We start from the raw sequence: 25,537 nt of genomic DNA on the forward strand, positions 1-25,537 counted from the left end.
GGCCTCTGTGCCGGTAAAGGCCAGTACCTTGAAGTCGTGTTTGACGTCTTGCAGGTTCAGGCTGAAATGCGCCTGATGGGTGGATGCGGGCATTACCTGCTTCTCCATATCTGAATGAGCGACAACCTGAGCCCTATCGATTCTGCTGAATCGATAGGGCTGTTATTCAGGCTTAGGCTCTTATTGGTAAGCGCAAGTCGTCAGACCCTGAGCTCTTGGCCATCAGATGAGTCCAGGTTATTTTGCTATAGGCGATATGAACGTCTTGCAAGTGGCTGGAATGCGCGTTGGCTGGATCTTGGCTGCTAAGCATGTAGTCTTTGATTTCCACGATGACAGCGTCTTCCAGGGAGGTGGTGTAGTAGTGCTCCAGCACGCCATCCGCAATGCGGTACCAGTGTATTTCGACCAGAGGCAGGTGTTCGTTGGAGGCCAGTGCTGCCTGCAGCATCGGTGAAGCTTTGTCGAATATCTTGGTAATGCACAGGGGTTTGTGAATGCGTGTGGTAGCAGGCTGACTTGACTGTAAATCACAAGGAACAGTGATCACATGGCTGACAGCCTGGATAAGGATCTGATCCTCATGCTCCTTGTTATAGATGTTTCCAGCCGATTCAAAACTTAAGGCTTCTTTAGTGATCAGACCCTGTCTGGAACCTTTTATAGACATGTAAACAGGTGTGGCCATCGATACTCTCCTTGCAAAAAAATAAGCGTCCGGCAGCGTAATTCGCCTGGGGATCGACAGGGGTAATACCAAGAAGTATGCCAGTTCTTGTTTTTTCTTTTAAAACATAAGGTTGGCTTTTTGCTAGTTTTAAAGTGAGGGGTTTTTAATGGTCGAGCTGCGCAAGTTATTGCGCATCTGCGCAATTTTTTGCATGCGGAATCTTACGTGCCTGTTTATGGGCGCTACGGGGCTTTATTCGCACTTATATTCACACTCTGTTGTGCAGGATTTTGCGCATGATGGCCATTTTGCCGCGTTGTCATATGTAGCTGACTCCAGGTTGTTGCTATCTGGATTGGTGATCCTGAAATTTCGAGGTCTGTTGTAAATTTTTTCCGTACTTGACTGTAGGAATATTCCGAAAGTTTATGGTGTATCTCTTTCGTGCTTGTTAAAGGATTTTTTCGAAGCTAGTGTGCGCATCGTGATTTGTGCAAGGCACTTTCGGGTTTTTACGTGTTGTCTATTTGTGATAGACAAACGGTTTCAGGGATGAAGATTGATTAATGACTTACTCGGACAAGCTTTCCAGTCGTTACCTTGAACTTGTCGAACGCCCTGTTTCCGAAGAGTGTCCAGAAGGTGAGGATGTTCGTTTTTCAGCCGAGTTCGAAACCCTTGAGGGTGAACTGAGTAAAGTGTACTCCTTGCATGGGAGTGTTCAGATCGACTGGCTGAGAGTGCGTGAGATCAGTGAACTTATCCTGCGTGAATGCTCGAAAGATCTTCGTGTTGCAGTGTGGTTAACGTGGTCCTTGTATCAATGTGAATCATTTCCCGGCTTGTTGGCGGGAGTGAATCTGCTTCATCATCTATGCAGTCATCGCTGGCAGGTTCTTCATCCTCGTAAACTGCGAACCCGAACGGCTTCACTTAACTGGTTGGTGCCTCGGCTTGAGCTGGTGCTTGTTGATGATGTATCTGTTACTGCACAGTTACCGTTGTTTCAAAAACTGGTTGAGGCACTTGAAGCACTGGACACGTTGCTGTCGAGTTATCTGGGCGATGAAGCTCCACTGCTTTTACCTGTTCGTCGCAGGCTTGCGGCTATGGTCAAGCGTGCTGTCGAAAGCAAAGCCGATACAGAGAAACTGGTTGTTCAGGTAAAGCAGGCTGCCGCCAGGATTTTTAAAAATGATGTCACCATTGAAAATGAAAGGGACGCACAGAAGGCTTTAAAAGGACAGCAGGAAAGTGCGCAGAAATTGTGTGCATGGTGGTTGCGTCAAAAAGCGACTGATGTGCGAGCCCTGTGCCTGAGTCGTACGGTGTCGTGGTTAGGTATCGATAAATTACCTGAGTGCAATGTCAGGCAAATAACAGCATTGCATGCTTTGCCAGCGGATAAGTTGCGCAGTTATGGCGAGCGTTTTCAGCAAGGGCATTACGCGGATCTGGTGGTTGATGTTGAGGCCAGTCTTTCACTGACCCCCTTCTGGTTTGATGGGCAGCGACTGGTATGGGAGTGCTTGCGTGCGTTGAAGGCCGACCTGGCAATGCGGGAGGTGGAAATCCTTTTTGCCCTTTTCCTGCAACGCCTTCCGGGCATCTGTGAGTTGAAGTTTCAGGATGGGTCGCCTTTTGCCGATGATGATACTCACCGTTGGATCAATGAGCAGGTCATGCCTCATGTCCAGATTGACAGTCCTGTTGAAAGCATTGAGGAAACCGTTGCACAGCCTGAATGGGAAGTAGCGTTACAAGAGGCTCTATCTGTTCTGCGCAGTGAGGGGCTCAAAGCGGCTGTTCAGATACTTAAACAAAAGTTACAGATTGCCCAGAGTCAGCGAGCCCGTTTTTATTGGCAGTTTGCCCTGGCCCAGCTTTGTTATACCGCCAAGAAATATGAGCTTGCCAAAAGTCAGCTGGAAATACTGGATCAATATTTACAGGACTCAGGGTTTCACACATGGGAACCAGAGCTATCCCTGAAAGTGCTACACACATTGAATAGCTGTTATGAATGCTTGCCGCAAAGCAATGTGGTAAGGGAGCGCAAGGATGAAATATATCGCAGGCTTTGTCACCTCGATCTTGAGGTGTTACTTGGTTAAGCCTTGAAGGCTGGAACGGTAAGGGAGAAACGTATGGCAAAAAAAGGTTCTGTTGCACCTAAAGAGCGTATCAATGTCACCTTCAGGCCTGCTATTGGAGGGGCAAAGGAAGAGATTGAACTTCCCTTGAAGTTGCTGGTGCTGGGAGATTTCACGCAGCGCGCCGATGAACGCAAGCTTGAAGATCGTAAAGCGATAAGCATCGATAAAAACAATTTTGATGCGGTACTGGAGAAGCAGGAGTTGACGCTGGCGTTGAATGTACCCAACCGTCTTCAAGAGACTGATGGCAATGAAGAGTTGGGCATCAATATTCGTGTCCGTTCACTCAAGGACTTCAATCCGGTCAGTCTGGTAGAACAGGTTCCCGAGCTGAAAAGTCTTATGGAATTGCGCAATGCCCTTATGGCGCTCAAGGGACCTTTGGGGAACGCGCCTGCTTTTCGTAAAGCGATTGAAAGCGTGCTTGCCGATACCGAATCCCGCAACCGTGTACTGGGTGAGTTGGGTCTGGGTATTGCTGCATCGGAAAACGCCTGAGTTATACGCATAAGGAAATCAATCTAATGAGTGCTAAAGCGCTACGGTCAGAAAATGACAACGCTGTAGAGTATGGGGTTCTTGATCAGATCATTGCTGAAACAAAACTGACTCCCGGCGACGAGGCCTATGATATCGCCAGGCGCGGAGTTGCAGCGTTCATCGAGGAACTGCTGAAGCCACACAACAGCAAGGAGCCGGTAAAAAAGGCACTGGTTGATCGCATGATCGCCGAAATCGATACCCGGCTCAGTCAGCAAATGGATGAGATCCTTCATCACAAGGACTTTCAGGCGCTGGAAGCTTCATGGCGTGGCCTTCAATTGCTGGTGGATCGTACTGACTTTCGTGAAAATATAAAGATCGAAGTATTGAACGTCTCCCGGCAAGACTTGCTGGATGATTTTGAAGATTCACCAGAGGTCATGCAGTCAGGCCTTTATAAGCATGTCTATACCGCTGAATATGGTCAGTTCGGTGGCAAGCCGGTTGGCGCGATCATCGCCAACTACTTTTTTTCGCCAAGTTCGCCTGACGTGAAAACCCTGCAGTATGTATCGAGTGTTGCGTGCATGGCTCATTCGCCATTTATCGCTGCTGCCGGTCCCGGTTTTTTTGGTCTTGAGCAGTTCACAGGGTTGCCTGACCTCAAGGACCTGAAGGATCACTTCGATGGTCCGCAATTCGCCAAATGGCAAAGTTTTCGCCAGCAGGAAGACGCGCGTTACTGTGCCTTGACGGTGCCACGTTTTCTGCTGCGTACTCCCTATGATCCGCAAGAGAATCCGGTCAAGACGTTTGTCTACAGGGAAAACGTTTCCGGTAGTCATGAGCACTACTTATGGGGCAATACGGCCTACGCATTTGCTACCCGCCTGACCGACAGTTTTGCCAGGTTCCGCTGGTGTCCGAATATTATCGGCCCTCAGAGTGGTGGTGCTGTCGAGGATCTGCCGCTGCACCATTTCCATAGCATGGGTGAAATAGAGACCAAAATACCTACCGAGGTCCTGGTTTCCGATCGTCGTGAGTACGAGCTTGCCGAAGAGGGCTTCATTGCTCTGACCATGCGCAAGGGCAGTGATAACGCAGCCTTTTTCTCGGCCAGTTCCGTGCAGAAACCCAAGTTCTTCGGTATCAGCGCCGAGGGTAAAGCGGCGGAGTTGAACTACAGGCTGGGCACTCAGCTTCCTTACATGATGATCGTCAACCGCCTGGCGCATTATCTCAAAGTGCTGCAGCGTGAACAGCTTGGTTCCTGGAAGGAGCGTGCCGATCTTGAGCTTGAACTGAACAAGTGGATCGGTCAGTACGTGGCTGATCAGGAAAATCCGAGCGTTGATGTGCGTGGCAGTCGTCCATTACGTGCTGCGCAGATCACCGTCAGTAATGTTGAAGGCGAGCCGGGTTGGTACCGGGTCAACCTGAGCGTGCGGCCTCACTTCAAATACATGGGGGCGGACTTTACGCTTTCCCTGGTCGGCAAACTGGACAAGGAATAAGCGGATGCAGGCTGAAGGCGCTCGGACATGAATCCTTACGGTAGCCTTTTCGAGCGCCTTGGCGGTGAAACCAGGCGCCGTAAAGGTTTGAGTCGCGAAGAGTGTGTCATCGCTTCGGTGGCTGCCCATCTTGCGAAGATGCTCGGTACCCGGGCGGGGAGTGTGCAGACACAACCCGACTACGGGCTGCCTGATCTGAATGATATGCGCATGAGCCTGCATGACACTCTTGCCCGGTCCCGCTCGGCTATCGAGGCTTTCATCAGAACCTGTGAGCCTCGATTGTCCGAAGTGCGTGTGATGCCTCTGTCGCCCGATGAAGACAAATTGAAGTTGCGATTTTCCATTGAGGGTTTTTTAACGGTGGAAGGTGCGAAGCGTGCCGTCAGTTTTACTGCACGTCTGGATGGTTGCGGCAAAGTCGATATAAATTAAGTGTCAGTCAGTTTCAAGTTTGGTGTACGCGTATTTTTACGCAGACTGATGAAACATGTACTGCCGGATTCAAGTATTTCGTTTTTTGTATGTTCTTGCTTTTCAGGCATGACTCAGGTGGATAACGCTTGTCTTTTAATAACTATTATCAAAGTGAATTGACGGCCTTGCGTCAATTGGGAAGTCGCTTTGCCGAGCGTAACCCTGCCTTGGCGCCTTTTTTGGGGCAGGCCGGGCAGGATCCTGATGTCGAGCGACTACTGGAAGGTTTCGCATTTCTGACAGGCCGTCTGCGACAGAAGCTGGATGACGAGTTACCCGAACTTACTCACTCCTTGATGCAGTTGTTGTGGCCGAATTACATGCGTCCGTTTCCCGCGGTCAGCATGTTGCAGTTCGAGCCTCTGGAGCATTCGGGAACGGGAGTTGTAGTTGCCCGAGGAACTCCCGTGGAAAGTATTCCGGTTGAGGACACCGTCTGTCACTTCCGCACCTGCTACGAAACGGCTGTATTGCCGTTGAGGCTGAGTGCAGTGAATTACTCGGCAAATGGCAACGGTGTATTGCTTGGCTTGCGTCTTGATATGAACGGTGACGGGCATATCGGTTCTCTGGAACTGAATTGTTTGCGGCTGCATTTTGCCGGAGAGCCTTATGTCAGCCAGACGTTATACCTGGGGGTGATGCGCAATCTCGAAAAAATCAGTTTGACGCCCCTGGATGCGGAAGGTAATCCTTTTACTGTGGCAGGCGACGAAACAGTATCTTTCAATATACCTGTCGACAGAATAAAAACAGTAGGTTTTGCAGAAGAGGAAGCACTTGTTCCTTATCCATTGAATACTTTTCGAGGGTATCGTTACCTGCAGGAATACTTTGTATTTAAAGAGAAATACCTGTTTGTTGATGTGTCGGGGCTTGAGGTCATCCATTCACTGGCGCCGCAGATTCTGGAAAAAGTAAGGAGTGTAGAGCTGTCGTTTGATATCGCGAAAAATGAAATTCAGCGCCTGCGACCGACACTGCACAATATCAAACTGTATTGCACGCCCATCGTGAACCTGTTCGAACAGGACGCACTGCCTGTTCGTCTTGAGGGTACGCAGGATGAATACCGGTTGCTGCCGGGCGGACATGATTCAAAAAAGTGCGGGATCTTTTCGGTCGACAAGGTGACCGGCTGGCAGCCGGGAGGTCTGGGTTATCAGGAGTTTGTGCTGTTTGAGTCATTCGAGCACGACCCCAGTTTCGACGTGCAGCAGCCAAGGCCTTATTACAGCATTCGTCAGCATCCTTCACCGCTGCACGAGGGGCTGGACACGTATTTGAGTTTCGATGGTCGTCAGACCCGTCAGCATGAAACCCTCTCTGTGGAGTTGACCTGTACCCATCAGGACCTTCCCTTGCAGATAGCGGCAGGCGGCATTTGCAGGCCTTGTGAAGAAACACCTGATTTTCTGAAATTCAGAAACATTACACCGGCTACGCGAAGTTTTGCTCCGCCGCTACACAAGGAGTTTCTGTGGCGGGTGATCAGTAACATGTCCTTGAATTACCTGTCGTTGAATAACGTCTCGGCGTTGAAGTGCATTCTGGAAACGTATGACTTTCCGCGCTATTACGACCAGCAGGCTGAACGGGTCAGCAAGCAGCTTTTGAATGGACTCAAGTCCATTCGCCATGAACCTGTCGATCATTTATATCGAGGCCTCCCTGTTCGAGGGCTGAAAACGGAGTTGCTGATCGATACGCAAGGCTGTGCCGGTGAAGGAGGGTTGTTTGTTTTTGCCTCGGTACTTAACGAGTTTTTCGCTCTTTACGCCAGCCTCAACTCTTTTCATGAATTGCATGTCAGGAGCACCCAGGGAGAAGTATACGAATGGACACCACGCATGGGACTTCAACCTCTGATCTGAAACGATTGAGTCAGGCGATACGTAGATACTCGCTGTTTCAGGCAATTCCCTTGATTGTCGAGCAACTACGGGAAGCCAACCCGGATGTCGATGAAGAGGATGTTCAGGACTTGCTGGAGTTTCAAGCCAATCCTGGCCTGGGATTTCCCGGAAGCGATATTGATGCCCTGGTTTTTTTTGAAGAGTACGGACAGCAGCGGGCCCGACTTACACTCAACCTGCTGGGTTTATGTGGAGGCAACTCGCCGTTACCTGCTTTTTACAGTGAGCAAGTGTCAGGCGATAGCGAATCATCGCAAACGACGCGTTCGTTCCTCGATGTTTTTCATCATCGTTTGCACCGGCTTATTTTTCCGGTCTGGCGTAAATATCGTTATGAAGCCAGCTTTGCAAATGGCGCGAAGGATTCTTTTTCAGGGCAACTCTTTGCCCTGATAGGTCTGGCAGGAGAGGACGTTCGCCGTACTGAAGAACTCAACTGGAAACGTTTGTTTCCCTATCTCGGCTTGCTGAGCTTGCGGGCTCATTCAGCGGCATTGATAGAGTCTGTACTGCGCTATTACTTCAAACATGCCAGCTTGTTCATTGAGCAATGTATGGAGCGTTCTGTTGATGTTGTAGAGCGGCAACGCAACCGTCTGGGGATCGTCAATAGCCGCCTTGGTGAGGATGCAGTGTTGGGCACGCGTGTCTGTGATCGAGGTGGCAAGTTTCGTATTCACATCAAACAACTTGGCTGGGATCGCTTTCACGAATTCCTGCCCATAGGTTCCGGCTTTGGATCTCTTGCAGCATTGGTGCGCTTCACCCTGCGCGACCAACTGGATTACGACATTCGTCTGGAGTTACGCCAGGACGAAATCAGAGAGCTGCGTATTGGCAACTCCAACAGTTGCCATCTGGGTTGGAGCAGTTGGCTCGGATGTGAGCGGGCTAATGGCCTGGTCACTCTGAACAGTCATTAAGGACAGATATCGATGATCAATGTAGACCTGCAACAACTTGTGAATGCACTGGATGCAGTTACTCGCAAAGACCTTGAGGGAACTGCCGAACGATGTGTGGCAAGAGGTGGCAGCAAGATTCTCGTGGAGGATCTGCTGCTGGCCCTGCTCGAACGCCCTGGCGGGATGTTGTCCCGTGCCTTGCAGGACGCGAATGTAGAACCAGGATCTCTGGCAGTGACCTTGCAAATGACCATGGAGCACAGTTCTTCCCGCAACCCGGTATTCGCTCCGGAACTGGTCCAGTGGCTTCAGGATGCGTTGCTTGTCGCCAACCTGGAGCTGGGTCAAAGCCAGATCGGGCAGGCTGCCTTGATCCTGGCCTTGCTGCGCAATCCCATCCGCTACGCCGGTAGCCGTTATCAGCCATTGCTGGCGAAGATAAATACCGACCGCTTGCGTGATTTCGCGCTTGGCGAGCAGGTTGCATCTTCCGATAACCCCTCACCGACAGGCGAGTCCCTGCTGGCCCGTTTCACCCAGAACCTGACCCGCCAAGCCCGGGACGGCAAGCTCGACCCGGTTCTGTGCCGTGATCCCGAGATCCGGCAGATGGTCGACATTCTGGCCCGTCGTCGCAAGAACAACCCGATTGTGATCGGTGAGGCGGGTGTCGGGAAGACCGCGATTGTGGAAGGGCTGGCACTGCAAATTGCCCAGGGCGAAGTTCCGCAGACGTTGCAGGGTGTCGAGCTGCTGTCGCTGGACATGGGCTTGCTGCAGGCTGGAGCAAGCCTGAAGGGAGAGTTTGAACGTCGCCTCAAAGGCATCATCGATGAGGTGAAGTCTTCTCCCGAGCCGATCATTCTTTTTATCGATGAAGCCCATACCCTGATTGGTGCCGGAGCCCAGGCGGGGAGCTCCGATGCTGCGAATCTGCTGAAACCTGCCTTGGCGCGAGGTGAGCTGCGAACCATCGCGGCGACCACATGGGCAGAGTACAAGAAGTATTTCGAGAAAGACCCGGCATTGTCGCGACGCTTTCAACCCGTGCAAGTGCATGAGCCTTCTGTGGACGAGGCCATTACCATCCTGCGTGGTCTGGCCCCGGTCTATGAAAAGAGTCACGGCGTTTATCTGCGTGACGATGCGGTCGTTGCGGCTGCCCGGTTATCGGCACGTTACCTGTCCGGGCGACAGTTGCCGGACAAGGCTGTCGATGTTCTGGACACGGCCTGTGCCCGTGTCCGGATCAGCCTCGCAGCGCCTCCCGAAAGCCTGGAGCTTTTGCGTGCCGGTCTCGCTGAAGGGCAGCGTCAGATCGATGCCTTGAGGCGCGATGCCGATGCGGGATTACCGGTCGATGCGTGCCTGTTGTATACGCTGCAAGCCCGGATGGCGCAGGCGGGCGAGGAAGAGGTCAGGCTTGAGCAGCTTTGGCATGAACAACGAGAGAACGCTGAGCATTTGCTCCGATTGCGACAGCAACTGGCTGATGCGCGCAACCGGCAGGATCGTGAAGGCGTGCCTGAGTCAATCGAGCATGAGCTGCAGATCATCCATCAGCGCCTGGTCCTGAGTCAGGCAAGCCATCGGCTGGTCAGTTTCGAAGTATGTCCTCGGCTGGTCGCCGAGGTGATCAGCGCCTGGACAGGTATTCCGCTTTCCCAACTGGCTGGCGAATACTGCGACAAGGTTGCCGACTTCGCTTCGGGCCTGCGCTTCTGGATCCGCGGACAGGAGCAGGCCATCGGGGCACTGGATCGTTCCATGCGTGCCGTTGCAGCGGGGCTGAACAAGCCCGATGCGCCTGTCGGAGTCTTTCTGCTGACAGGTCCTAGTGGCGTCGGCAAGACCGAAACCGCTCTGGCACTCGCTGACTTGTTGTATGGCGGCGAGCGTTTTCTGATCACGATCAACATGTCGGAATTCCAGGAGAAACATACCGTTTCCCGGTTGATCGGCTCGCCACCCGGTTACGTCGGTTACGGCGAAGGTGGAATGCTGACCGAAGCTGTCCGGCAAAAGCCGTATTCGGTGGTTCTGCTGGATGAAGTGGAAAAAGCCGATCCCGATGTTTTGAATCTTTTCTATCAGATCTTCGACAAGGGGGTGGTCAATGATGGCGAGGGAAGGGAGATCAACTTCCGCAACACCTTGATTCTCATGACCTCCAATCTGGGCAGCGACGCCATTACTGCACTGTGTCAGAACGGTCAGCGGCCCGCAGCGGATGAACTGGACAAGATCGTTCGTCCGCTACTCAGTGCCCACTTCAAGCCGGCGTTGCTGGCACGGATGCAAGTGGTGCCTTATTACCCGATAAGCGAGTCGCTGATGCGCGAGTTGATCGAACTCAAACTTCGTCGCCTGGCTGAGCGTCTGTCATCCCGGCAACTGGTATTCAGTCATTGTCAGGCGCTGGTCACTTACCTGGCCGAGCGTTGCGCGCAAAGTGACAGTGGCGCACGGCTGGTGGACTCCCTGCTGGATCTGCACGTCCTGCCCCTGATCGCAGACCGGGTGCTGGATGCCATGGCCCGGGGCGAAAGGCTGGAAACAGTGCATGCCACGCTCGACGCTGCAGGCACCGTCATTTGCGAGTGCGCATGATGTTCAATTCAATTGAAGAGCCTTTCGGCTATGTCCAGAAACTCTGTGCTCAATACACCCGTCTTTCGCATCTCTGCGACAGCGAGAGTCTGTTGCAGGAGTTTGCGCTTGCTGCCGCAGAGCTGAGTGATTGTGAGCTGGGCCGCTTATATCTGCTCGATGCTACCCACACCCGTCTGCAGTTGTGTGCAGAAGCCCGGGAAGGCGTAATCATTCCGATAAGCCCTGCAAGCCTTGAAGTGGATTGCAAGGGTGAGCAGCTATTGCAGTTCTGCCTCTGCCAGAACCAGGTTGTCAGTGTGAGTGAACTCAGTGTCGGGATCTATGACACCGGCTTCTTGCCGACCCATGAACAAGCCTGGAAATCGTTGTTGTGTGTGCCATTGGTGGATCAGCAGCAGAGAGTTGCCGGGCTGCTATTGTGCGCCGGCCTGAATCGCAGGGTGCTCGATGGCTTTGCCGAGTCTCTGGGCGAACTCGGGGCATTTGTACTTTCGCAATTGCAACTGCTGCAGCGTCTGCGACCTTCCGCCAGTCCTCTTGACGTGAAGCCTTCCCGGAAGCGGTACGGCCTGATCGGCCAGAGCGAGATCATGCACCAGACCTGCCACTTGATCGGCAAGGTGCTGCAAAGCTCATACACGGTCTTGCTGAGCGGTGAGACGGGGACAGGCAAGGAAGTCGTGGCTCGTGCCATTCACGATCACGGGCCTCGCCGCTCCAGGCCTTTTGTCGTGCAGAACTGCACGGCTTTCCCTGAAGGGCTTCTGGAAAGCGAGTTGTTCGGTTATTGCAGAGGTGCATTTACCGGGGCTGATCGTGACCGGGCAGGCCTGTTCGATACAGCCAATGGTGGCACGTTATTGCTGGACGAGATTGGTGATATGCCGCTGTCCTTGCAGGCAAAGCTCTTGCGGGTCTTGCAGGAAGGGGAGATTCGCCCGCTGGGCTCAAGTGAGACCCGCAAGGTCGATGTGCGAATCATCGCTGCAACCCACCGCAATCTCCTGGCACTGGTGGCCGAAGGGTTGTTCAGGGAAGACCTTTACTATCGGCTTGCCCAGTTTCCCATCGAGTTGCCGCCATTGCGTCATCGTGAAGGGGACATTGCGGAGCTGGCACGACATTTTGCCGACAAGGCTTGTAACTTTCTTGGGCGTGCGCCTGTTCGATGGTCTGAAGTGGCGCTTCTGCTGCTGTGCCGACGTAGCTTTCCCGGCAATGTCCGCGAACTGAAAGGGCTTGTGGAGCGCGCTGTTCTGTTATGTGAAGGGGACGAACTGTTGCCTGAACACTTTTCTTTTGATGTAAAACTGTTGGCGCGTGATACAACACTTAATCTTCGAGAGCGCCTTGAACAAGTCGAACGCTGTGTACTGCTTGATTCCTTGAGAAAAAGTGGCGGCAATCGCAGTCTTGCCGCACGTGAGTTGGGATTGGCACGTCGTACTCTGCTTTATCGCATGTCTCATTTGAATATCAAACGTGATGAGCTACATGCCTGATCGATAAATAACTTTTATTGTCCGTATCACCCATTCTCATGGAGGCACTTTATGAGTGTTCGTTATTGGCTGTCTGCTGTTTCTGTTTTTGTCGTTTTAATTTTTCTTGCGGGGTGTGGCGGCCACTTCAGATTTGATGATGACGAATATCGTGCGTTGGGCGACCCCGACTCAATAAATCGTGGCAAGTAGTGGCAAGAGAAACAGTCATGGAAAATTTCTTTGAAGGGATGAATACCTCGTTGGACCCTCTTGCCGCCATGGACATGAAGGCCTTGCCGGGAGCGCCCCTGCAAGCGGGGTGTGGGATGGATCATGCTCCCGTGGACAGTGAAAGCCTGTTGCTGCCTGCTCTGATTGATTGTCCGCCCGCCGAGCCTTGTCAGGGCGAATCACAAACCCTCACTGGCGATTTCTGGAAAGCATTTGGCGAAGCGTTGGGTATCAATATCGATCATCTTGAACCGTCGGCTCGTCAAGTCCTGGCGTTAAATACTGCACGGTTATTCAGGCACTGTATTAGCGGTATAAAAGATAATTTGCGTACCCGCCGTGAGTTGAAAAGCGAGTTGCAGTTGGCGCTGGAGGGCAAGGGGCCAATTGAACGGGCGGCCGATGTCAGTGCAGCTGTTGATGGCGTATTGAATGGCAAGTTTCCAGTGTCTTCGCTTGTTCAGGACTTTCGAGCATTACAGGCTCATCAAGTTGCCATGCTGGATGCCAGTCGCACCATGGCGCGTCTCACCCTGGAGCAGTTTTCACCGCAACAACTGACCTGGAAGTTTGAACAGGATGGCGGTCTCTCGTTATTGCAAACGGCGGGAAAGCGTTGGCGTGCCTATGTGCGTCATTACCACTCTCTTGAGCAGGAGGGTGAATGGGAAAAACGTTTGCTGGTCAGCAACTTTGCCCATGCCTATGAAGAACAGATTCGCCTGATAAACACCCTCTACCGGGACACCCAAGGATGATAACTATGTTTTGCCTCAAGAGTTCGATCATGCTGCCCGTGCTGCTGGCACTGAGCGGTTGTTCGGCATTGTCGCCTTACTCGACCCAGACCCGCTTGAGTCTGCAACTGACAGCCAGTGACGGCCTTAACCCCGATATCAACGGTCGATCCTCTCCTGTCGTGTTGCGCCTGCTTGAGCTGAAGCATCCGGTTGCTTTCGAGAGCATGGATTTTTTCAGTCTGTATGGACGCGCCAAAGAGTCCCTGAGTGCGGACCTCGTCGCAAGCGAGGAGCTGGAATTACTGCCGGGGCAAAGCATCGTTCTCAAATTGAAAACCGGGAAAGACAGCCAGTATGTCGGAGTTCTGGCTGCTTATCGAAACCTGCCTGAAACCCGGTGGCGCTATGTCATTCCGTTGACGGCCGAGGGGCATACCCGTACCGAACTGTCGCTCGATGAGGCCGGTATTCATCGCAGCGATGAACATCAGCCAGGGCGAATGACCAGCCATGAGTGAGCATAAAGTCATCTGGCGTGAAGGCATGTTATTGCGTCCGCAGCACTTTCAGCATAACGACCGTTATTACGATCATCAGATGAAGGTTCGTACCCGGTTGGCCGGTGCCTATGTGTGGGGCTTCACAGAGTTGGTGATAGACCCTCAGTTTCTGGCTTCCGGGCAGATCGTGATCGCTCAGGCGTCGGGGGTTCTTCCCGATGGCAGCATTTTCGACCTTGGGGATCGTGACAAACCTCTGGCCCTGGATATACCGCCCAATACCATGGACACGCCGGTCTATCTGGCATTGCCACTGGTGACCGGAAATTGCATTGAGGCGCGGGGACCGGAACAGCCCGATGTGCTGGCCCGATACACCTCCTATACACGCAAGATATCGGACTCCAATGCCGGGGAAGGAAACTCCACGGAGATCATTTGCGCGCGCCCGGACTTTCACCTGCTGCCGGGTGAGCGGCAGGGCGAGCAGACTTATGTGAGGCTCAAGGTGTGCCATGTCCTGTCGGCCTCACCTGACAAGGCAATCACGCTGGCCCCTGGCTTTACCCCGACATTCATCAATGCCCGTCGCTCGACCTATCTGACTTCATGTCTCAAGGAAGTGGTGGGCTTGCTGGAGTATCGCGGCGATGTCATTGCCAGGCGCGTTCGTGCAAGCGGCAAGGTCGGCGGCGGTCAAGTCGGTGATTTCATGATGCTGCAACTGATCAACCGTACCGAGTTGCTGCTCAGGCATTACCTGAACATCGAAGAGGTTCATCCTGAAGAGTTGTACCGCGTGTTGCTGGTCATGCTGGGTGATCTGGCCACATTCGGCAGTGATACCCGGCGCCCTGTGCTGAGCAGTGGTTATCGGCACAGTGATCAAGAAGCTACGTTCAGCGCCTTGATGGCCGAGATCCGGCAAGTGTTGTCGATGGTGCTCGAACAGCATGCAACCGAACTGGAGCTGCAGCCTCGTCAGTATGGTGTTCTGGTGTCCCCGCGTGTCGATCAGCAATTGCTGGGTTCGGCGTCGTTCGTTCTGGCTGCCAGTGCGCATTGCGATACCGAAGAGTTGCGCCATCGGCTGCCTTCACATCTCAAGGTCGGGTCCGTGGAGAGCATTCGCGAGCTGGTCAACCTGCATCTGCCGGGAATCAGGCTCAGACCGCTGCCGGTTGCACCTCGACAGATTCCATTTCACTCGAACAAGACCTATTTCATTCTCGAACTCAATGCTCAGGAACAGGCCCTGGTAGAAAACTCCGGAGGCTTTGCTTTCCATGTTTCAGGTGAGTTTGACGGGCTTGATTTGCAATTCTGGGCCATCAGGAACTCATGAACATGCACTTTGACAGGGAGAACGACCACGACGCCAACGTGGTTCATCAACAGGATACTGCCCATGCAGGCCTGACCGATTTCACCAGGCCATCAGGTTTCGAGCAGCTCGAAGAGCGCCTGACTTACACCGCACGCCTGGCACCGGCGCAAACGTTCAGTATCCACATCAATCCTCTGGTCGCGGCAGCAAGTGATCTGCTGGCACAAGTCGTCGAGCTGGCAGGCAGTGCAAGTGCAGAAACGGGGGAGCTTCACGCACTGAACCGCAGGCTTGTCCGGTACATCAAGCTCTTCGAGGCTCGAGCCCGGCAGGACGGGATAGAGAACGATCAATTGCTGGCTGCCCGCTATGTGCTGTGTACGGTGCTCGATGAAACCGTCCTGACCACTCCGTGGGGCGGTGAGTGGTCGACGATGAGCCTGTTGAGCCATTTTCATCAGGAAACTTTTGGCGGCGAAAAGTTCTTCCAGTTGCTGGAGCGCTTGTCGAGCAATCCGGCCCGGCATTTACCCATGCTTGAGTTGATGTATCTGTGCCTGTCATTAGGGTTTGAAGGCAAATACCGCGTGATGAAGCGCGGCAATATCGAGCTGGAAGGCATTCGTGACGGCCTTTACCGGCAGATCCGGCAATTGCGCGGGGATGTCTGCGCAGAACTGTCGCCACACTGGCATGGATTACAGACACAGCAGGGCTCGACCGTTCGCACTGCGCCCTGGTGGCTGATCGGCCTGTTCACTTTCGTGAGCCTGGCCGCCATGTATTCGGGGTTCGCCTGGGTGTTGACCGAGCAGCGCGAAACGGTGCTCACACCCTATCGTCAAGTCCATTCCGAAGTACTCAAGTCCCCGGTCGTAAACAGAGACATGCAATGAAAAACCTCTTGAAGAAACTGGCAGCCCTGCTGTGCAAGACTTGGGTCTGGACGCTGCTGTCGGTATTGTTTGTAGCGCTGTGCATCTGGTTCGCGGGACCGTTGCTGGCCGTGGCCGATCACAAGTTCTGGGAAAGTCCGACATCCCGGCTCTTGTCCGTAAGCCTGTTGTTTCTGCTGTGGGGGCTGGGCATGGTTTTCGTCAGTTGGCGCAGCGCAGCAGCCAGGAAGCAGAAGGAAGCCGACACCGCAGGCCAGGAACAGCTTCGTCAGCAGGCCCTGATTGAAAAGGAACACAAGGAATTATCCGGTCGCTTCAAGGACGCCTTGCGCGTCATCAGACTCTCCAGCCTGTATGGCGGTGAGGGTAAGCACTTGCCCTGGTACTTGTTGATCGGGCCGTCCGGGAGTGGCAAGACCAGTCTGCTGGATTTTTCCGGCCTGGATTTTCCGCTCAACAAGGTCGAACGCAAGCTGACCCGCGATACTCGGGGTACTGCCGGCAGCGATTGGTACTTTGCCGATCAGGCGGTGATCATCGATACGCCGGGCCGTTATCTGGAGCAGGGTCAGCCACCGGTCGATGCCAGTGCCTGGCTGATGCTTCTGGGGCTGCTGCGCAATCGTCGGCGCACCTGTCCCGTGAATGGAGTGCTGGTGACATTGCCCGTCGAGATCCTGTCCGGTAACGACGAAGTCCGTCTGGAAATGATGGCGGAAGCGGTGCGCAGCCGTCTGGATGAGTTGCACCGCCAGTTGCGTGTCGACGTGCCGGTGTATCTGGTGCTGACCAAGGCCGACTCGCTGACGGGGTTCGACGAGTTTTTCGACCCTCTGTCCAGGGAAGAGGGCGAGCAGGTGCTTGGCGCGACGTTCGGCCAGGATCAGCGGGGCAGCGATCCGGATGTGCTCAGGCAGGAATTTGAAGCGCTGCTGCGACGTATTGGCAGCCAGGTCATCATGCGCATTCACCAGGAATATGACCCGCAGCGTCGTGGACGAATGCTCGGATTTCCCGATCAGCTTGGTGGGATCGGGTATCGATTGTGTCTGTTTGCCGAGATGGCTTTTGCGGGCAGTCGCTATCAGCGTGCCACTCAGTTACGGGGTTTTTATTTGACCCGTGCGCCTCATTTGCTCCCGAGCGTTCAAGAGATCGGTGCAGAGGAGGGTGAGCATGCCCCGATCTACACCAGAGCATTGCCAGGCATGCACACCGGGCGGCCGCGCTTCATTCGTCAGCTTTTGAGTCGGGTGATCTTTCCCGAAGCGGCCCTGGCCATGATGGACAAGGGCGAGCGTCAGCGGATGAGCTGGATTCGACGCGCAGCGTATTGTGCGGCCCTGATGGTATTGATGTTGTTCGGCGCGCTATGGGCGAACGGTTTCAGCGCCAATCATGATCGTCTGGAGCGTATTCGCCATCTGGCTCAGCAATGGACCCAGCAACGTTCGGGCATGAATGCCCAGACCGATACCCTGGCGATACTCAAGTCCCTGAACCTCAGTCATGAAGCCACCCGGGTCTTTCCCGGCAGGGAAGAGGTCGCGCTGCATGAGCGCAGCGGTCTTTATCAAGGCGTCACAAGCAATCAGGTGCTTTCGAGTGCCTATCAGGCTGAACTGCAAAGCCAGTTGTTACCCCGTGTAGCCCGCACATTGGAGGCACAGATACAGGCCAGCATGAAGGATCGTGAACAACTGCTGAGCAGCTTGCGGGCTTACTTGATGCTCTACTTGCCCGAGCGCCGCGACCAGGCCTGGCTGCAAGACTGGATGGCGGCTGACTGGGCGCTGCGTTATGCAGGTCTACCCAGGGAACAGAGCGAGCTCAATGGCCATCTGGAACGCCTGCTTGGGCAACCGTTCAAGTACCCGATCAACGATGCATTGGTGGCGCAGGCTCGTCAGGCGCTTCGCAGTGAATCCCAGGCCACTATCGTCTATCGGCTTCTGCGCGATCAGGCTCGCAGTCTTGCGGATTATCGCCTGGGGCAGCATATCGGCACCCAGGCCAGTCTGTTGGCCGGTACGCAATACCCGATTCCCGGTTTCTATACACGCCAAGGCTATCAACAGTTCTTTGTGACTCAGGGCGTTAGCGCGGTCAATGACATCCTGCGTGACAACTGGGTGCTGGGCGAGGGTTCAGGCCTGAACGGCATGGAACTGCGCAGCCTGATGGTCGAGCTGGAGCAGCTGTATTTTCGTGATTACGCCAATCACTGGAGCGAAGCTGTCGCTCAGGTTGAATTGCAGCCCTTCGAAGGCCCCTTGCATGGGGCCGCTCAAGCAGCCGGCATGACAGCTGCCAATTCGCCGTTGGTGCAACTGCTGACGCAAGTGCGTGATAACACGCTGTTTGCGACTATTGCCGAAAACCTGGAGCAGGTAGCCGAGGGCGCGTCTTCAGGTGTGCTGAATGCCGTGGCGTCTGCGGCAGCCGATCAGGCAGCGGCTCTGGCTCCCAAACTGCCGGATACGGCGAAGAAGTCATTGCAGCGCCGTTTCGAGCCCTTGCATCGTTTGCTGGATGAACACAACGGCCCGGCTGCAGAACTGCTGGCGGTCATGCAGGCCTTGAACGACGTGCAACAACAACTGGCCAGCCTTGGGCGATCCGGTCAGCCTGAGCTACTGGCTTTCGAGATGGCCAGAGTCCGCATGACGGGGCAGCGGGATGCGCTGAGCAACCTTCGCAATGCATCCGCCCGGTTGCCCCAACCTGTTGGCGGATGGTTCAACGGACTGGCCGAAGACACCTGGTCATGGGTTCTGGGTGAGGCCTATCAACACATCAACCAGCGTTACAGGAATGAGCTGTACAGCTTTTATGAACAGTCTCTCGATAAACGTTATCCGTTTCATGCCCATAGCAGCAGCGATGTGGCCATCAACGATTTTCGGGAGTTCTTCAAGGCTCAGGGACTTGCCGAGCGCTTTTTCGACAGCTACATGAAGCCTTTTGTCAGCGGTGATCCGGGGCATTATCGCCTGCGCACCATTGATGGCTCAGGCTTGCCTGCCAGCCGTGCCTACCTCGACCAGATGGGTCGCGTGCATACCATTCGCAAAAGCTTCTTTGCAGAAAATCCCGAGGAGCCGCTGGTGCAGTTCAAGCTGGAGCCCTACACGCTGGACCCGGCCGTGAGCCGTGCCGAGTTTCGTCTGGGTGATCAGATGATGGAGTATCGCCATGGTCCTGTTGTGCCGGTTTCGTTCAGATGGCCGACCGATGCGGATGACGGTCGCGCCAGCCTGGTGCTGGAGCGAATGGCAGAACGGCCCATCGGTATCGAAAAAACTACCGGGCCATGGTCACTGTTCCGCCTGTTGGACCTGATGCAGACCGAATACCTCCAGGGCCGGGATGTGCTGGTGCTCAAGGCCGATGTAGGAGGGCTGAGGGCCAATTATCTGTTGCTCGCCCAGCGAGCGGCCAACCCCTTCGATGTTGCGGTATTGCGCAGATTCCGGATGCCGGCACAGCTTTGAAGCAGGGTCTTATTCCGGCGCCTGCTTGCCCCAGCGGTCAATGGTGAAATCGACAAAGCTGCGCAACTTGGGCAACTGATAGCGATCCGGGGAGTAGATCAGATGCATGGGCCTGCTGGGCAAGTGATAGTCGGGCAATAGCGCAACCAGCCGACCATCACGCAGGTCCTGTTCCACATAGGCATCGGGCAGCATGACAATGCCCGCTCCAACTCTGGCGGTCCGGTACAGGCCTGATGAACTGTTCATCACCATCGGGCCGCTTATCTCCACCGTGACTTCACCTTCCGGCCCGGTCAGGCGCCAGTGTTTCTCCACGCCGCTCCAGTCATCCCCGGCCGGGTAGGCGAATGCCAGGCAGTCATGCAGTTGCAGATCTTCCGGACGCTGTGGAATGCCGCGACGGGCCAGGTAATCCGGCGCAGCGCAAATGGTCAGGGTGTAGTCCTGCAAGGGGCGTGCAATCAGGCGGGAGTTTTCCGGCACGTTACCCATGCGGATCGCCGCATCGAAGCCGTTATCGAGCAAGTCCAGGCGCTGGTTGGTCAGGACCAGGTCCAGCTTGACCTTGGGGAACTGCAGCGAGAACTCGCACAGGGACGGAGCCAGCACTTCCGAGCCGAACGTCAGGGGCGCTGTGATGCGCAGCGTACCGGTGGGTTCGCCCTGAGCCTGCTCGGCCAGCCGTTCGGACGCGGCCACCAGCCCCAGCACTTCCAGGCAGCGTTCGTAATAGGCAGCACCGAACTCTGTCAGGCGCTGACGCCGGGTGGTGCGCTTTAGCAGGCTCACCCCGAGACGTTGTTCCAGGGCCCGCAGATGATTGCCGACCATGGTCGTGGAGATCGAGCACTGCTGCGCTGCGCCGGTCATGCTGCCGGCTTCCACGACTTTTACGTATACCGACATTGCCTGGAGCAAATCCATTATCAAGCCCAAGTTTAAAATGATTGAAGGGTTGTGCTGTTTATCCATCTCTGGTGGCTAACGATACTGTAAAAACTGTCTGACCACCCTGGAGCTTTACGCCATGACCGCCGATTGCCTGATGACTACTTACAAGCCTCTGGACCTGAATCTTGTCCGTGGCCTTGGCACCCGTCTGTGGGATCAGGCAGGCCGCGAGTACCTGGATGCCGTGGCGGGTGTTGCGGTGACCAATGTCGGGCATTCCCATCCCTTGCTGGTCGCGGCCATCACCGAGCAGGCCGGGTTACTGTTGCATACCTCCAATCTGTACAGCATTGATTGGCAGCAACGATTGGCGCATAAGCTGACCCGGCTATCGGGTCTGGAGCGTGCGTTTTTCAACAACTCCGGTGCGGAGGCTAACGAAACGGCACTCAAGCTCGCCCGGCTGCATGGCTGGCATAAAAGTATTGACCAGCCATTGGTGGTGGTCATGGACAACGCCTTTCACGGACGTACGCTGGGCACCTTGTCTGCCAGCGACGGGCCTGCCGTACGGCTGGGTTTCAGCAACTTGCCGGGCGACTTCATCAAGGTCGCGTTCGGGGATCTGAAGGCCTTCGACCGGGTATGTGAAAGTCATGGCCATCGCATCGCCGCAGTGCTGGTCGAACCTGTGCAGGGCGAGGGTGGCGTGCAGGTCGCCCCTGAGGGCTATCTGAAAGCCTTGCGTGAGCGTTGCACGCGGCGCAACTGGTTGCTGATGCTTGATGAAATCCAGACGGGCATGGGCCGTACCGGACAATGGTTTGCCTTTCAGCACGAAGGTATCGTGCCTGATGTCATGACCCTTGCCAAAGGCCTGGGCAACGGCATCCCCATCGGTGCCTGTCTGGCGAAAGGTGCGGCTGCCCGGCTGTTTACCCCAGGCAGCCATGGCAGTACGTTTGGCGGTAATCCGCTGGCCTGTCGCGCTGCCTGTACCGTCATCGACATCATTGAACAGCAGGATCTTGTGCAAAACGCTCGCCTGCAAGGGCAGCACCTGTTGGAGCGGTTGCGTGAAGAACTGGGCAGTCATCCCGAGGTGGTGGCAATCCGTGGTTCGGGTTTGATGATCGGTATCGAATTGCAACAAGCCATTGCCGATCTGACCTCCGTTGCAGCCAGTCAGCAGGGCTTGCTGATCAATGTGACGAGAAGCAAGACCATTCGTCTCTTGCCGCCGTTGATCCTTGATGGCGCAGAGGTCGAGATGATTGTGCAAGGCATCGTCAGGACACTGGATAGCGTCACTCGCAGAGCTGTTCAGGGCTGTGCCTGAAGCAACGGATCGAGGGAAAGACAAATCCTGGGCTATACCGTGATGATGCAGATGCGGTAGAACAACGCTGGGAATTACGAGTCTCTACGCGTAATGCTTACCCCCATGGATTTGAAAGGAGCCCATCATGCTTATCCGGTCCCTGACCCTCGCCACCTTGCTGATCGCTGCCGGCCCGTCTTTTGCGGCCGACGGCGATGCACCGCTGGCGCAGGAGCGCGGCAAGACACGTCCGTTGATCATCATTGCTCCCAGCACGGTCGACCCCACCCTGGTCAGCCTGAAAAAGGCTCTTGATGAACCCGCCCATCGCGAGGCATTCGCCCAGCGCAACATGGTCTTGTATACCGTGGTCAACACCATCGGTGAGCGTAACGGCAAGACCATGGATGCCCAGTCCACCATGGCCTTGATACGTGAACTCAAGCTGGGTGCCGGGGTGCAGACCAAGGTCATTCTGGTGGGCAAGGACGGAGAGAAGAAAATCGAAAAAGCTGGCGCCATCGATCCCAAGGAGATCTTCGCCACGATCGATCAGATGCCGATGCGCGAGCGTGAAGCCGCAGCACCGCCACCGGAGCCGGAAGCCAAGGCACCTGTCGAAAAGGCTGCGAAGCCTGGCAAGGCTGGTGCCCAGGGCAAGGCACTGGATGACTGAGGTCTCAACAGAGTGGAGCTGCGCTGTCAGCTCCACTCGTTGTTCATGTTGAAACTCAATCCCCGCGAATGTACTGCTCCAGTTGCTGGATGAGGCTAGCCTGTTCCGAGATGGCCTCCTTGACCAGGTCGCCAATGGACAGCAGCCCCAGCAATTGCCCACCTTCCACCACCGGCAGGTGACGCAGGTGATTGTCGGTCATGATGTTCATGCAGGTTTCCACACTCTGCTGTGAATCGACCGTGATCACCTTGTTGCTCATGATGGCACTGACCGGCGTACCGACAGACGAGCGCCCCTTTAGGATCATCTTGCGCGCTGACCACCCCGACAACCACACCGCCCGCTATGACCGGCAATGCCCCGATATTCTTGTCTGCCATCAGCCTGAGTGCATCGAGCACCATCTGATCGGGACCGATGGTATGCACTTGCTGGTGTTGTTCGGATTTTAGCTTCAGCAACTGGGCAACGGTTTTCATGGGGGCTCTCCGTGGATGAGGACCAGAATGATTGTAGCCCTCCGCAGAGGGCACTACAGAATCACGGGAACGGAGAGTTCAGGCAAGTGTTTATGAAAAGGGCACACCTGCTCGTAGGAGCGAATTCATTCGCGAAGAGCCAGTACATCCGACAGAGTCATGTCGTTTGAAATACCGTCTCGCGAATGAATTCGCTCCTACAATTTTGTCTACCAGCGATAGGTCGCGCTGGCCTGTACGGTGCGTTGTGCGCCGTACCAGCACCATGAATAGTAATAGCAGGACGCGACGTATTCCTTGTTGGCCAGGTTGGAGACATTCAACGCCAGGCGCAGGTTGTCCATCGGGTTGTAGAGGTTTGGAATGTCATAGTGCGCCGCGGCGTCGAAGAGGGTGTAGCCCGGTACTTTCAGGCTATTGGCTTCATCACCCCAGGTCGAGCCGATATAGCGCGCACCCGCGCCGACACCAAAGCCGTCCAGCTTGCCTTCGCGAAAGGTGTAATCGACCCAGGCCGAGGCGGTGTGGCGTGGAATGGCTGGCGGGGTTGTGCCTTCAGCCGTCAGGGCCGGGCCATTGGCCTGGCCGACGATACCCGGCTGGACCCGCACGGTGCTGTTGGACTTGCTGACCTGATTGTCCAGATACGCATAAGCAGCCGTGATATCCAGGTTGTCGCTCAGACTTGCCTTGCCTTCAAGCTCGAAACCGCGAGACTGGACTTCGCCGGTCTGGACCTGGCAGCGGGCACCATTGCAGATATTCGTCGCGATCGGGTCCGGGGTCAGCACATTGGTGCGTCGCAAATCGAAGATGGCGGCGCTGATGAAACTGTTGCTGCCCGATGGCTGGTATTTGATGCCCAGTTCGTACTGCTTGCCCTCGGTCGGCTCGAAAGGCTTGTTGCCCAGGCCCGTACCCGATTGCGGCTCGAAGGATTCCGAATAGCTGATGTAAGGTGCCAGTCCGTTATCGAACAGATAGACCAGGCCCAGGCGTCCGGTGAAGGCTTCACTTTCCACCGAGCTTTTGGTTTTTACGCCGGTCGCGATTCGCTTGGAGCTGTTAGTGCTGTCAGCCCAGTCGTAACGGCCCCCCATCAGCAAGACCCATTTGTCCCACTTCAACTGCTCTTGCAGGTACAGGCCTTTCTGCTGACTGCGAGCGGTCGCGTCAGTGGTGTAGGTGATGGGCGCTACCGGGCGGCCATAGACCGGATCGAACAAGTCCAGGGACGGGCCATTGCCATTCCCGGATTTGGTGTCGGTGCTGGTGTTCTGATAATCGGCACCGAACAGCACCGTATGCTGCACAGGGCCGGTATCGAATTTGGCCTGCAGCTGATTATCGACAGTGTAAGAGTCCATGTTCACATCGCTGCCGATGGTATAGCGACCCATGGTGCGGTAATCGGGCTGCAAGGCATCGGTGCCGTTGTAGATGCTCTGATAGATACCTTCACTGCGCAGGTAGCGGGTGTTCTGGCGAAAGGTCCAGACATCGTTCAGGTGATGTTCGAACAGGTAACCGACGGCGTGATATTCACGGTCGCTTTTCTCGAAATCCTTCTCGCCGTCGTAGAAATCCACATCGATAGTGCGACCGGTCGGGCTGTTCAGCAATGAACCGTAAGCCGGGATCGAGCCATAGGACGCGCCTTTGGGGTCGCTTTGATAGTTGGCCAGAAAGGTCAGCGAAGTGTCTTCATCCGGTCGCCAGGTAAAGGCCGTCGCAATGGATTGACGACGGGTTTCGGTGTGTTCGATCTGGCCGTCCGCATCGTCATACAACCCCGATACGCGATAGGAATAGACACCCTGATCGTCAATCGACCCGCCAAAGTCGAAGGTCGTGCGCTTCTTGTTGAAGTTGCCGTACGTGAGCCCGATTTCGCGAAAAGGCGTCTCGGTCGGCAGCTTGCTGACCATGTTCACCACGCCGCTGGGGCTGGCCTGGCCATACAGCACGGAAGAGGGGCCGCGCAGCACTTCGACCCGCTCCAGATCGAAGGCATCCTTCTGCGGTGAAGCATCCCGGTTGCCCGGCATGCGCAGGCCGTCCAGATAGGTCGCTGGCGAGAAACCGCGAATGCTCATCTGATCCAGTCGCGAAGCGGTAGAGCCACGGGTTTCCGGCACTACCGCCGCGCTGTAGCGCAGGATCTGATTGAGGCTCGATGCGCCCTGGGCTTTCATCTGGTCCTTGGTGACCACCGAAATCGACTGCGGTGTTTCGATCAGTGCCGTGTCGGTCTTGGTGCCGGTACGTCCACGGGTTGCGACATAACCCGACACCGGACCGCTGGCGCTTTCGGTCTGTGTAGCACCGATGATGCTGGTGGCCTGCAACTCCATGGTCCCGTCGGCGGTTTCGGGAGCCGCTTCGATGCGATAACGATTGGCCGATACCGCCAGAGCCTGCAAGCCTGTACCGCTGAGCAAGCGGCTGATGGCCTCGTGAGTGCTGAGCTGCCCTTGCAGGCCATTGCTGCGCTTGCCCCGCGTCAGTGCTGCATCGAATGCCAGTACCAGTTGCGCCTGCTCTGCAAGAGTATTGAGCGCCTCACTCAAATCCCCGGCCGGAATCGAGAAGCTTTTCACGACGCTGGCCTGTTGGTCAGGCACGGATGATTCGGCGGCTTGCAGGGGCACCGCAGCGCAGGCCATGAAAATGGCAAGTGCCAAGGGATGCAGCGAACTGGCAGGGCGAGACATGAAAGATCCTTGGTGCAAATGGAGGGTTTCCTTAGCCCTGA

The 25,537-nt window shown here is 55.2% G+C and carries 19 protein-coding genes and 1 pseudogene; 16 read left to right on the plus strand and 4 right to left on the minus strand.

The genetic code is table 11. The features are described from left to right. Positions 1-172 precede the first annotated feature (172 nt). Complete coding sequence (locus K5D32_RS07740) at positions 173-688, minus strand: Hcp family type VI secretion system effector (protein WP_221577656.1); 516 nt, start codon at positions 686-688, stop codon at positions 173-175. 548 nt (positions 689-1,236) lie between these two features. On the opposite strand from K5D32_RS07740, the gene tssA reads away from it, so the two are divergent. The 14 genes from tssA (at position 1,237) to tssM (ending at position 19,409) form a co-directional block, all read left to right on the plus strand. Next, positions 1,237-2,784 (plus strand): type VI secretion system protein TssA, encoded by a 1,548-nt coding sequence (gene tssA, locus K5D32_RS07745; protein ID WP_221599691.1) that lies wholly within the window; start codon positions 1,237-1,239, stop codon positions 2,782-2,784. 33 nt (positions 2,785-2,817) lie between these two features. Further along, positions 2,818-3,324, plus strand: a complete 507-nt coding sequence (gene tssB / locus K5D32_RS07750; protein WP_221594798.1) for a type VI secretion system contractile sheath small subunit — start codon at positions 2,818-2,820, stop codon at positions 3,322-3,324. Between the two features lie 26 nt (positions 3,325-3,350). Continuing rightward, a complete protein-coding gene (tssC, locus tag K5D32_RS07755) occupies positions 3,351-4,826 on the plus strand; it encodes a type VI secretion system contractile sheath large subunit (RefSeq protein WP_221577653.1) in 1,476 nt (491 codons plus the stop codon). A gap of 27 nt (positions 4,827-4,853) precedes the next feature. Continuing rightward, on the plus strand, positions 4,854-5,261 hold the full coding sequence (gene tssE / locus K5D32_RS07760) for a type VI secretion system baseplate subunit TssE (RefSeq protein WP_221577652.1): 408 nt from the start codon (positions 4,854-4,856) through the stop codon (positions 5,259-5,261). A 128-nt stretch (positions 5,262-5,389) separates the two neighbouring features. Further along, a complete protein-coding gene (gene tssF, locus K5D32_RS07765) occupies positions 5,390-7,177 on the plus strand; it encodes a type VI secretion system baseplate subunit TssF (protein ID WP_221599692.1) in 1,788 nt (595 codons plus the stop codon). Next, the gene (tssG, locus tag K5D32_RS07770; RefSeq protein WP_221599694.1) at positions 7,141-8,142 is read left to right on the plus strand and encodes a type VI secretion system baseplate subunit TssG; all 1,002 of its coding nucleotides are present in this window, start codon (positions 7,141-7,143) and stop codon (positions 8,140-8,142) included. Before tssF ends, tssG begins: the two co-directional genes overlap by 37 nt. 6 nt (positions 8,143-8,148) lie before the next feature. After that, the gene (tssH, locus tag K5D32_RS07775) at positions 8,149-10,734 is read left to right on the plus strand and encodes a type VI secretion system ATPase TssH (protein ID WP_221599838.1); all 2,586 of its coding nucleotides are present in this window, start codon (positions 8,149-8,151) and stop codon (positions 10,732-10,734) included. Next, positions 10,734-12,239, plus strand: a complete 1,506-nt coding sequence (locus K5D32_RS07780) for a sigma-54-dependent Fis family transcriptional regulator (protein ID WP_221599839.1) — start codon at positions 10,734-10,736, stop codon at positions 12,237-12,239. The genes tssH and K5D32_RS07780 overlap by 1 nt, the downstream gene beginning before the upstream one ends. A gap of 51 nt (positions 12,240-12,290) precedes the next feature. After that, the gene (locus K5D32_RS07785; protein ID WP_221577649.1) at positions 12,291-12,431 is read left to right on the plus strand and encodes a type VI secretion protein; all 141 of its coding nucleotides are present in this window, start codon (positions 12,291-12,293) and stop codon (positions 12,429-12,431) included. Between the two features lie 17 nt (positions 12,432-12,448). Beyond that, complete coding sequence (locus K5D32_RS07790) at positions 12,449-13,210, plus strand: type VI secretion system-associated FHA domain protein (protein ID WP_221599696.1); 762 nt, start codon at positions 12,449-12,451, stop codon at positions 13,208-13,210. Between the two features lie 5 nt (positions 13,211-13,215). After that, positions 13,216-13,710 (plus strand): type VI secretion system lipoprotein TssJ, encoded by a 495-nt coding sequence (gene tssJ / locus K5D32_RS07795; RefSeq protein WP_221594800.1) that lies wholly within the window; start codon positions 13,216-13,218, stop codon positions 13,708-13,710. Next, complete coding sequence (gene tssK / locus K5D32_RS07800) at positions 13,703-15,037, plus strand: type VI secretion system baseplate subunit TssK (protein ID WP_221577646.1); 1,335 nt, start codon at positions 13,703-13,705, stop codon at positions 15,035-15,037. Before tssJ ends, tssK begins: the two co-directional genes overlap by 8 nt. Before the next feature lie 2 nt (positions 15,038-15,039). Next, positions 15,040-15,915 carry a type IVB secretion system protein IcmH/DotU gene (gene icmH, locus K5D32_RS07805; RefSeq protein WP_260407304.1) on the plus strand — a complete coding sequence of 292 codons (876 nt, stop codon included), beginning with the start codon at positions 15,040-15,042 and terminating at the stop codon, positions 15,913-15,915. After that, on the plus strand, positions 15,912-19,409 hold the full coding sequence (tssM, locus tag K5D32_RS07810) for a type VI secretion system membrane subunit TssM (RefSeq protein ID WP_221599698.1): 3,498 nt from the start codon (positions 15,912-15,914) through the stop codon (positions 19,407-19,409). The genes icmH and tssM overlap by 4 nt, the downstream gene beginning before the upstream one ends. Positions 19,410-19,418: 9 nt before the next feature. Here the strand turns inward: tssM and K5D32_RS07815 are convergent, their stop codons facing one another. Further along, positions 19,419-20,336 (minus strand): LysR family transcriptional regulator, encoded by a 918-nt coding sequence (locus K5D32_RS07815; RefSeq protein ID WP_200992363.1) that lies wholly within the window; start codon positions 20,334-20,336, stop codon positions 19,419-19,421. Between the two features lie 103 nt (positions 20,337-20,439). On the opposite strand from K5D32_RS07815, the gene K5D32_RS07820 reads away from it, so the two are divergent. Then, a complete protein-coding gene (locus K5D32_RS07820) occupies positions 20,440-21,642 on the plus strand; it encodes an aspartate aminotransferase family protein (protein ID WP_221599700.1) in 1,203 nt (400 codons plus the stop codon). 127 nt (positions 21,643-21,769) lie between these two features. After that, a complete protein-coding gene (locus tag K5D32_RS07825; RefSeq protein ID WP_221599702.1) occupies positions 21,770-22,300 on the plus strand; it encodes a DUF4174 domain-containing protein in 531 nt (176 codons plus the stop codon). Between the two features lie 55 nt (positions 22,301-22,355). On the opposite strand, the pseudogene K5D32_RS07830 reads toward K5D32_RS07825, so the two are convergent. Further along, a pseudogene (locus K5D32_RS07830) lies at positions 22,356-22,782 on the minus strand (CBS domain-containing protein). Positions 22,783-22,991: 209 nt separating this feature from the next. Continuing rightward, on the minus strand, positions 22,992-25,496 hold the full coding sequence (locus tag K5D32_RS07835) for a TonB-dependent siderophore receptor (RefSeq protein WP_221599704.1): 2,505 nt from the start codon (positions 25,494-25,496) through the stop codon (positions 22,992-22,994). Between the last annotated feature and the right edge of the window lie 41 nt (positions 25,497-25,537).

This window comes from Pseudomonas cichorii, from assembly GCF_019719005.1.
GTDB classification, from domain to species: domain Bacteria; phylum Pseudomonadota; class Gammaproteobacteria; order Pseudomonadales; family Pseudomonadaceae; genus Aquipseudomonas; species Aquipseudomonas cichorii_E.

Bases quoted from the DNA above. Each gene is read 5' to 3' on its own strand.
- K5D32_RS07835 (WP_221599704.1), bottom strand. From the start codon at position 25,496: ATGTCTCGCCCTGCCAGTTCGCTGCATCCCTTGGCACTTGCCATTTTC.
- K5D32_RS07790 (WP_221599696.1), top strand. From the start codon at position 12,449: ATGGAAAATTTCTTTGAAGGGATGAATACCTCGTTGGACCCTCTTGCC.
- tssE (WP_221577652.1), top strand. From the start codon at position 4,854: ATGAATCCTTACGGTAGCCTTTTCGAGCGCCTTGGCGGTGAAACCAGG.
- tssC (WP_221577653.1), top strand. From the start codon at position 3,351: ATGAGTGCTAAAGCGCTACGGTCAGAAAATGACAACGCTGTAGAGTAT.
- K5D32_RS07815 (WP_200992363.1), bottom strand. From the start codon at position 20,336: ATGGATTTGCTCCAGGCAATGTCGGTATACGTAAAAGTCGTGGAAGCC.
- K5D32_RS07740 (WP_221577656.1), bottom strand. From the start codon at position 688: ATGGCCACACCTGTTTACATGTCTATAAAAGGTTCCAGACAGGGTCTG.
- tssB (WP_221594798.1), top strand. From the start codon at position 2,818: ATGGCAAAAAAAGGTTCTGTTGCACCTAAAGAGCGTATCAATGTCACC.
- tssG (WP_221599694.1), top strand. From the start codon at position 7,141: ATGGACACCACGCATGGGACTTCAACCTCTGATCTGAAACGATTGAGT.
- K5D32_RS07820 (WP_221599700.1), top strand. From the start codon at position 20,440: ATGACCGCCGATTGCCTGATGACTACTTACAAGCCTCTGGACCTGAAT.
- tssJ (WP_221594800.1), top strand. From the start codon at position 13,216: ATGTTTTGCCTCAAGAGTTCGATCATGCTGCCCGTGCTGCTGGCACTG.
- K5D32_RS07780 (WP_221599839.1), top strand. From the start codon at position 10,734: ATGTTCAATTCAATTGAAGAGCCTTTCGGCTATGTCCAGAAACTCTGT.
- tssA (WP_221599691.1), top strand. From the start codon at position 1,237: ATGACTTACTCGGACAAGCTTTCCAGTCGTTACCTTGAACTTGTCGAA.
- tssK (WP_221577646.1), top strand. From the start codon at position 13,703: ATGAGTGAGCATAAAGTCATCTGGCGTGAAGGCATGTTATTGCGTCCG.
- tssM (WP_221599698.1), top strand. From the start codon at position 15,912: ATGAAAAACCTCTTGAAGAAACTGGCAGCCCTGCTGTGCAAGACTTGG.
- K5D32_RS07825 (WP_221599702.1), top strand. From the start codon at position 21,770: ATGCTTATCCGGTCCCTGACCCTCGCCACCTTGCTGATCGCTGCCGGC.
- icmH (WP_260407304.1), top strand. From the start codon at position 15,040: ATGCACTTTGACAGGGAGAACGACCACGACGCCAACGTGGTTCATCAA.
- K5D32_RS07785 (WP_221577649.1), top strand. From the start codon at position 12,291: ATGAGTGTTCGTTATTGGCTGTCTGCTGTTTCTGTTTTTGTCGTTTTA.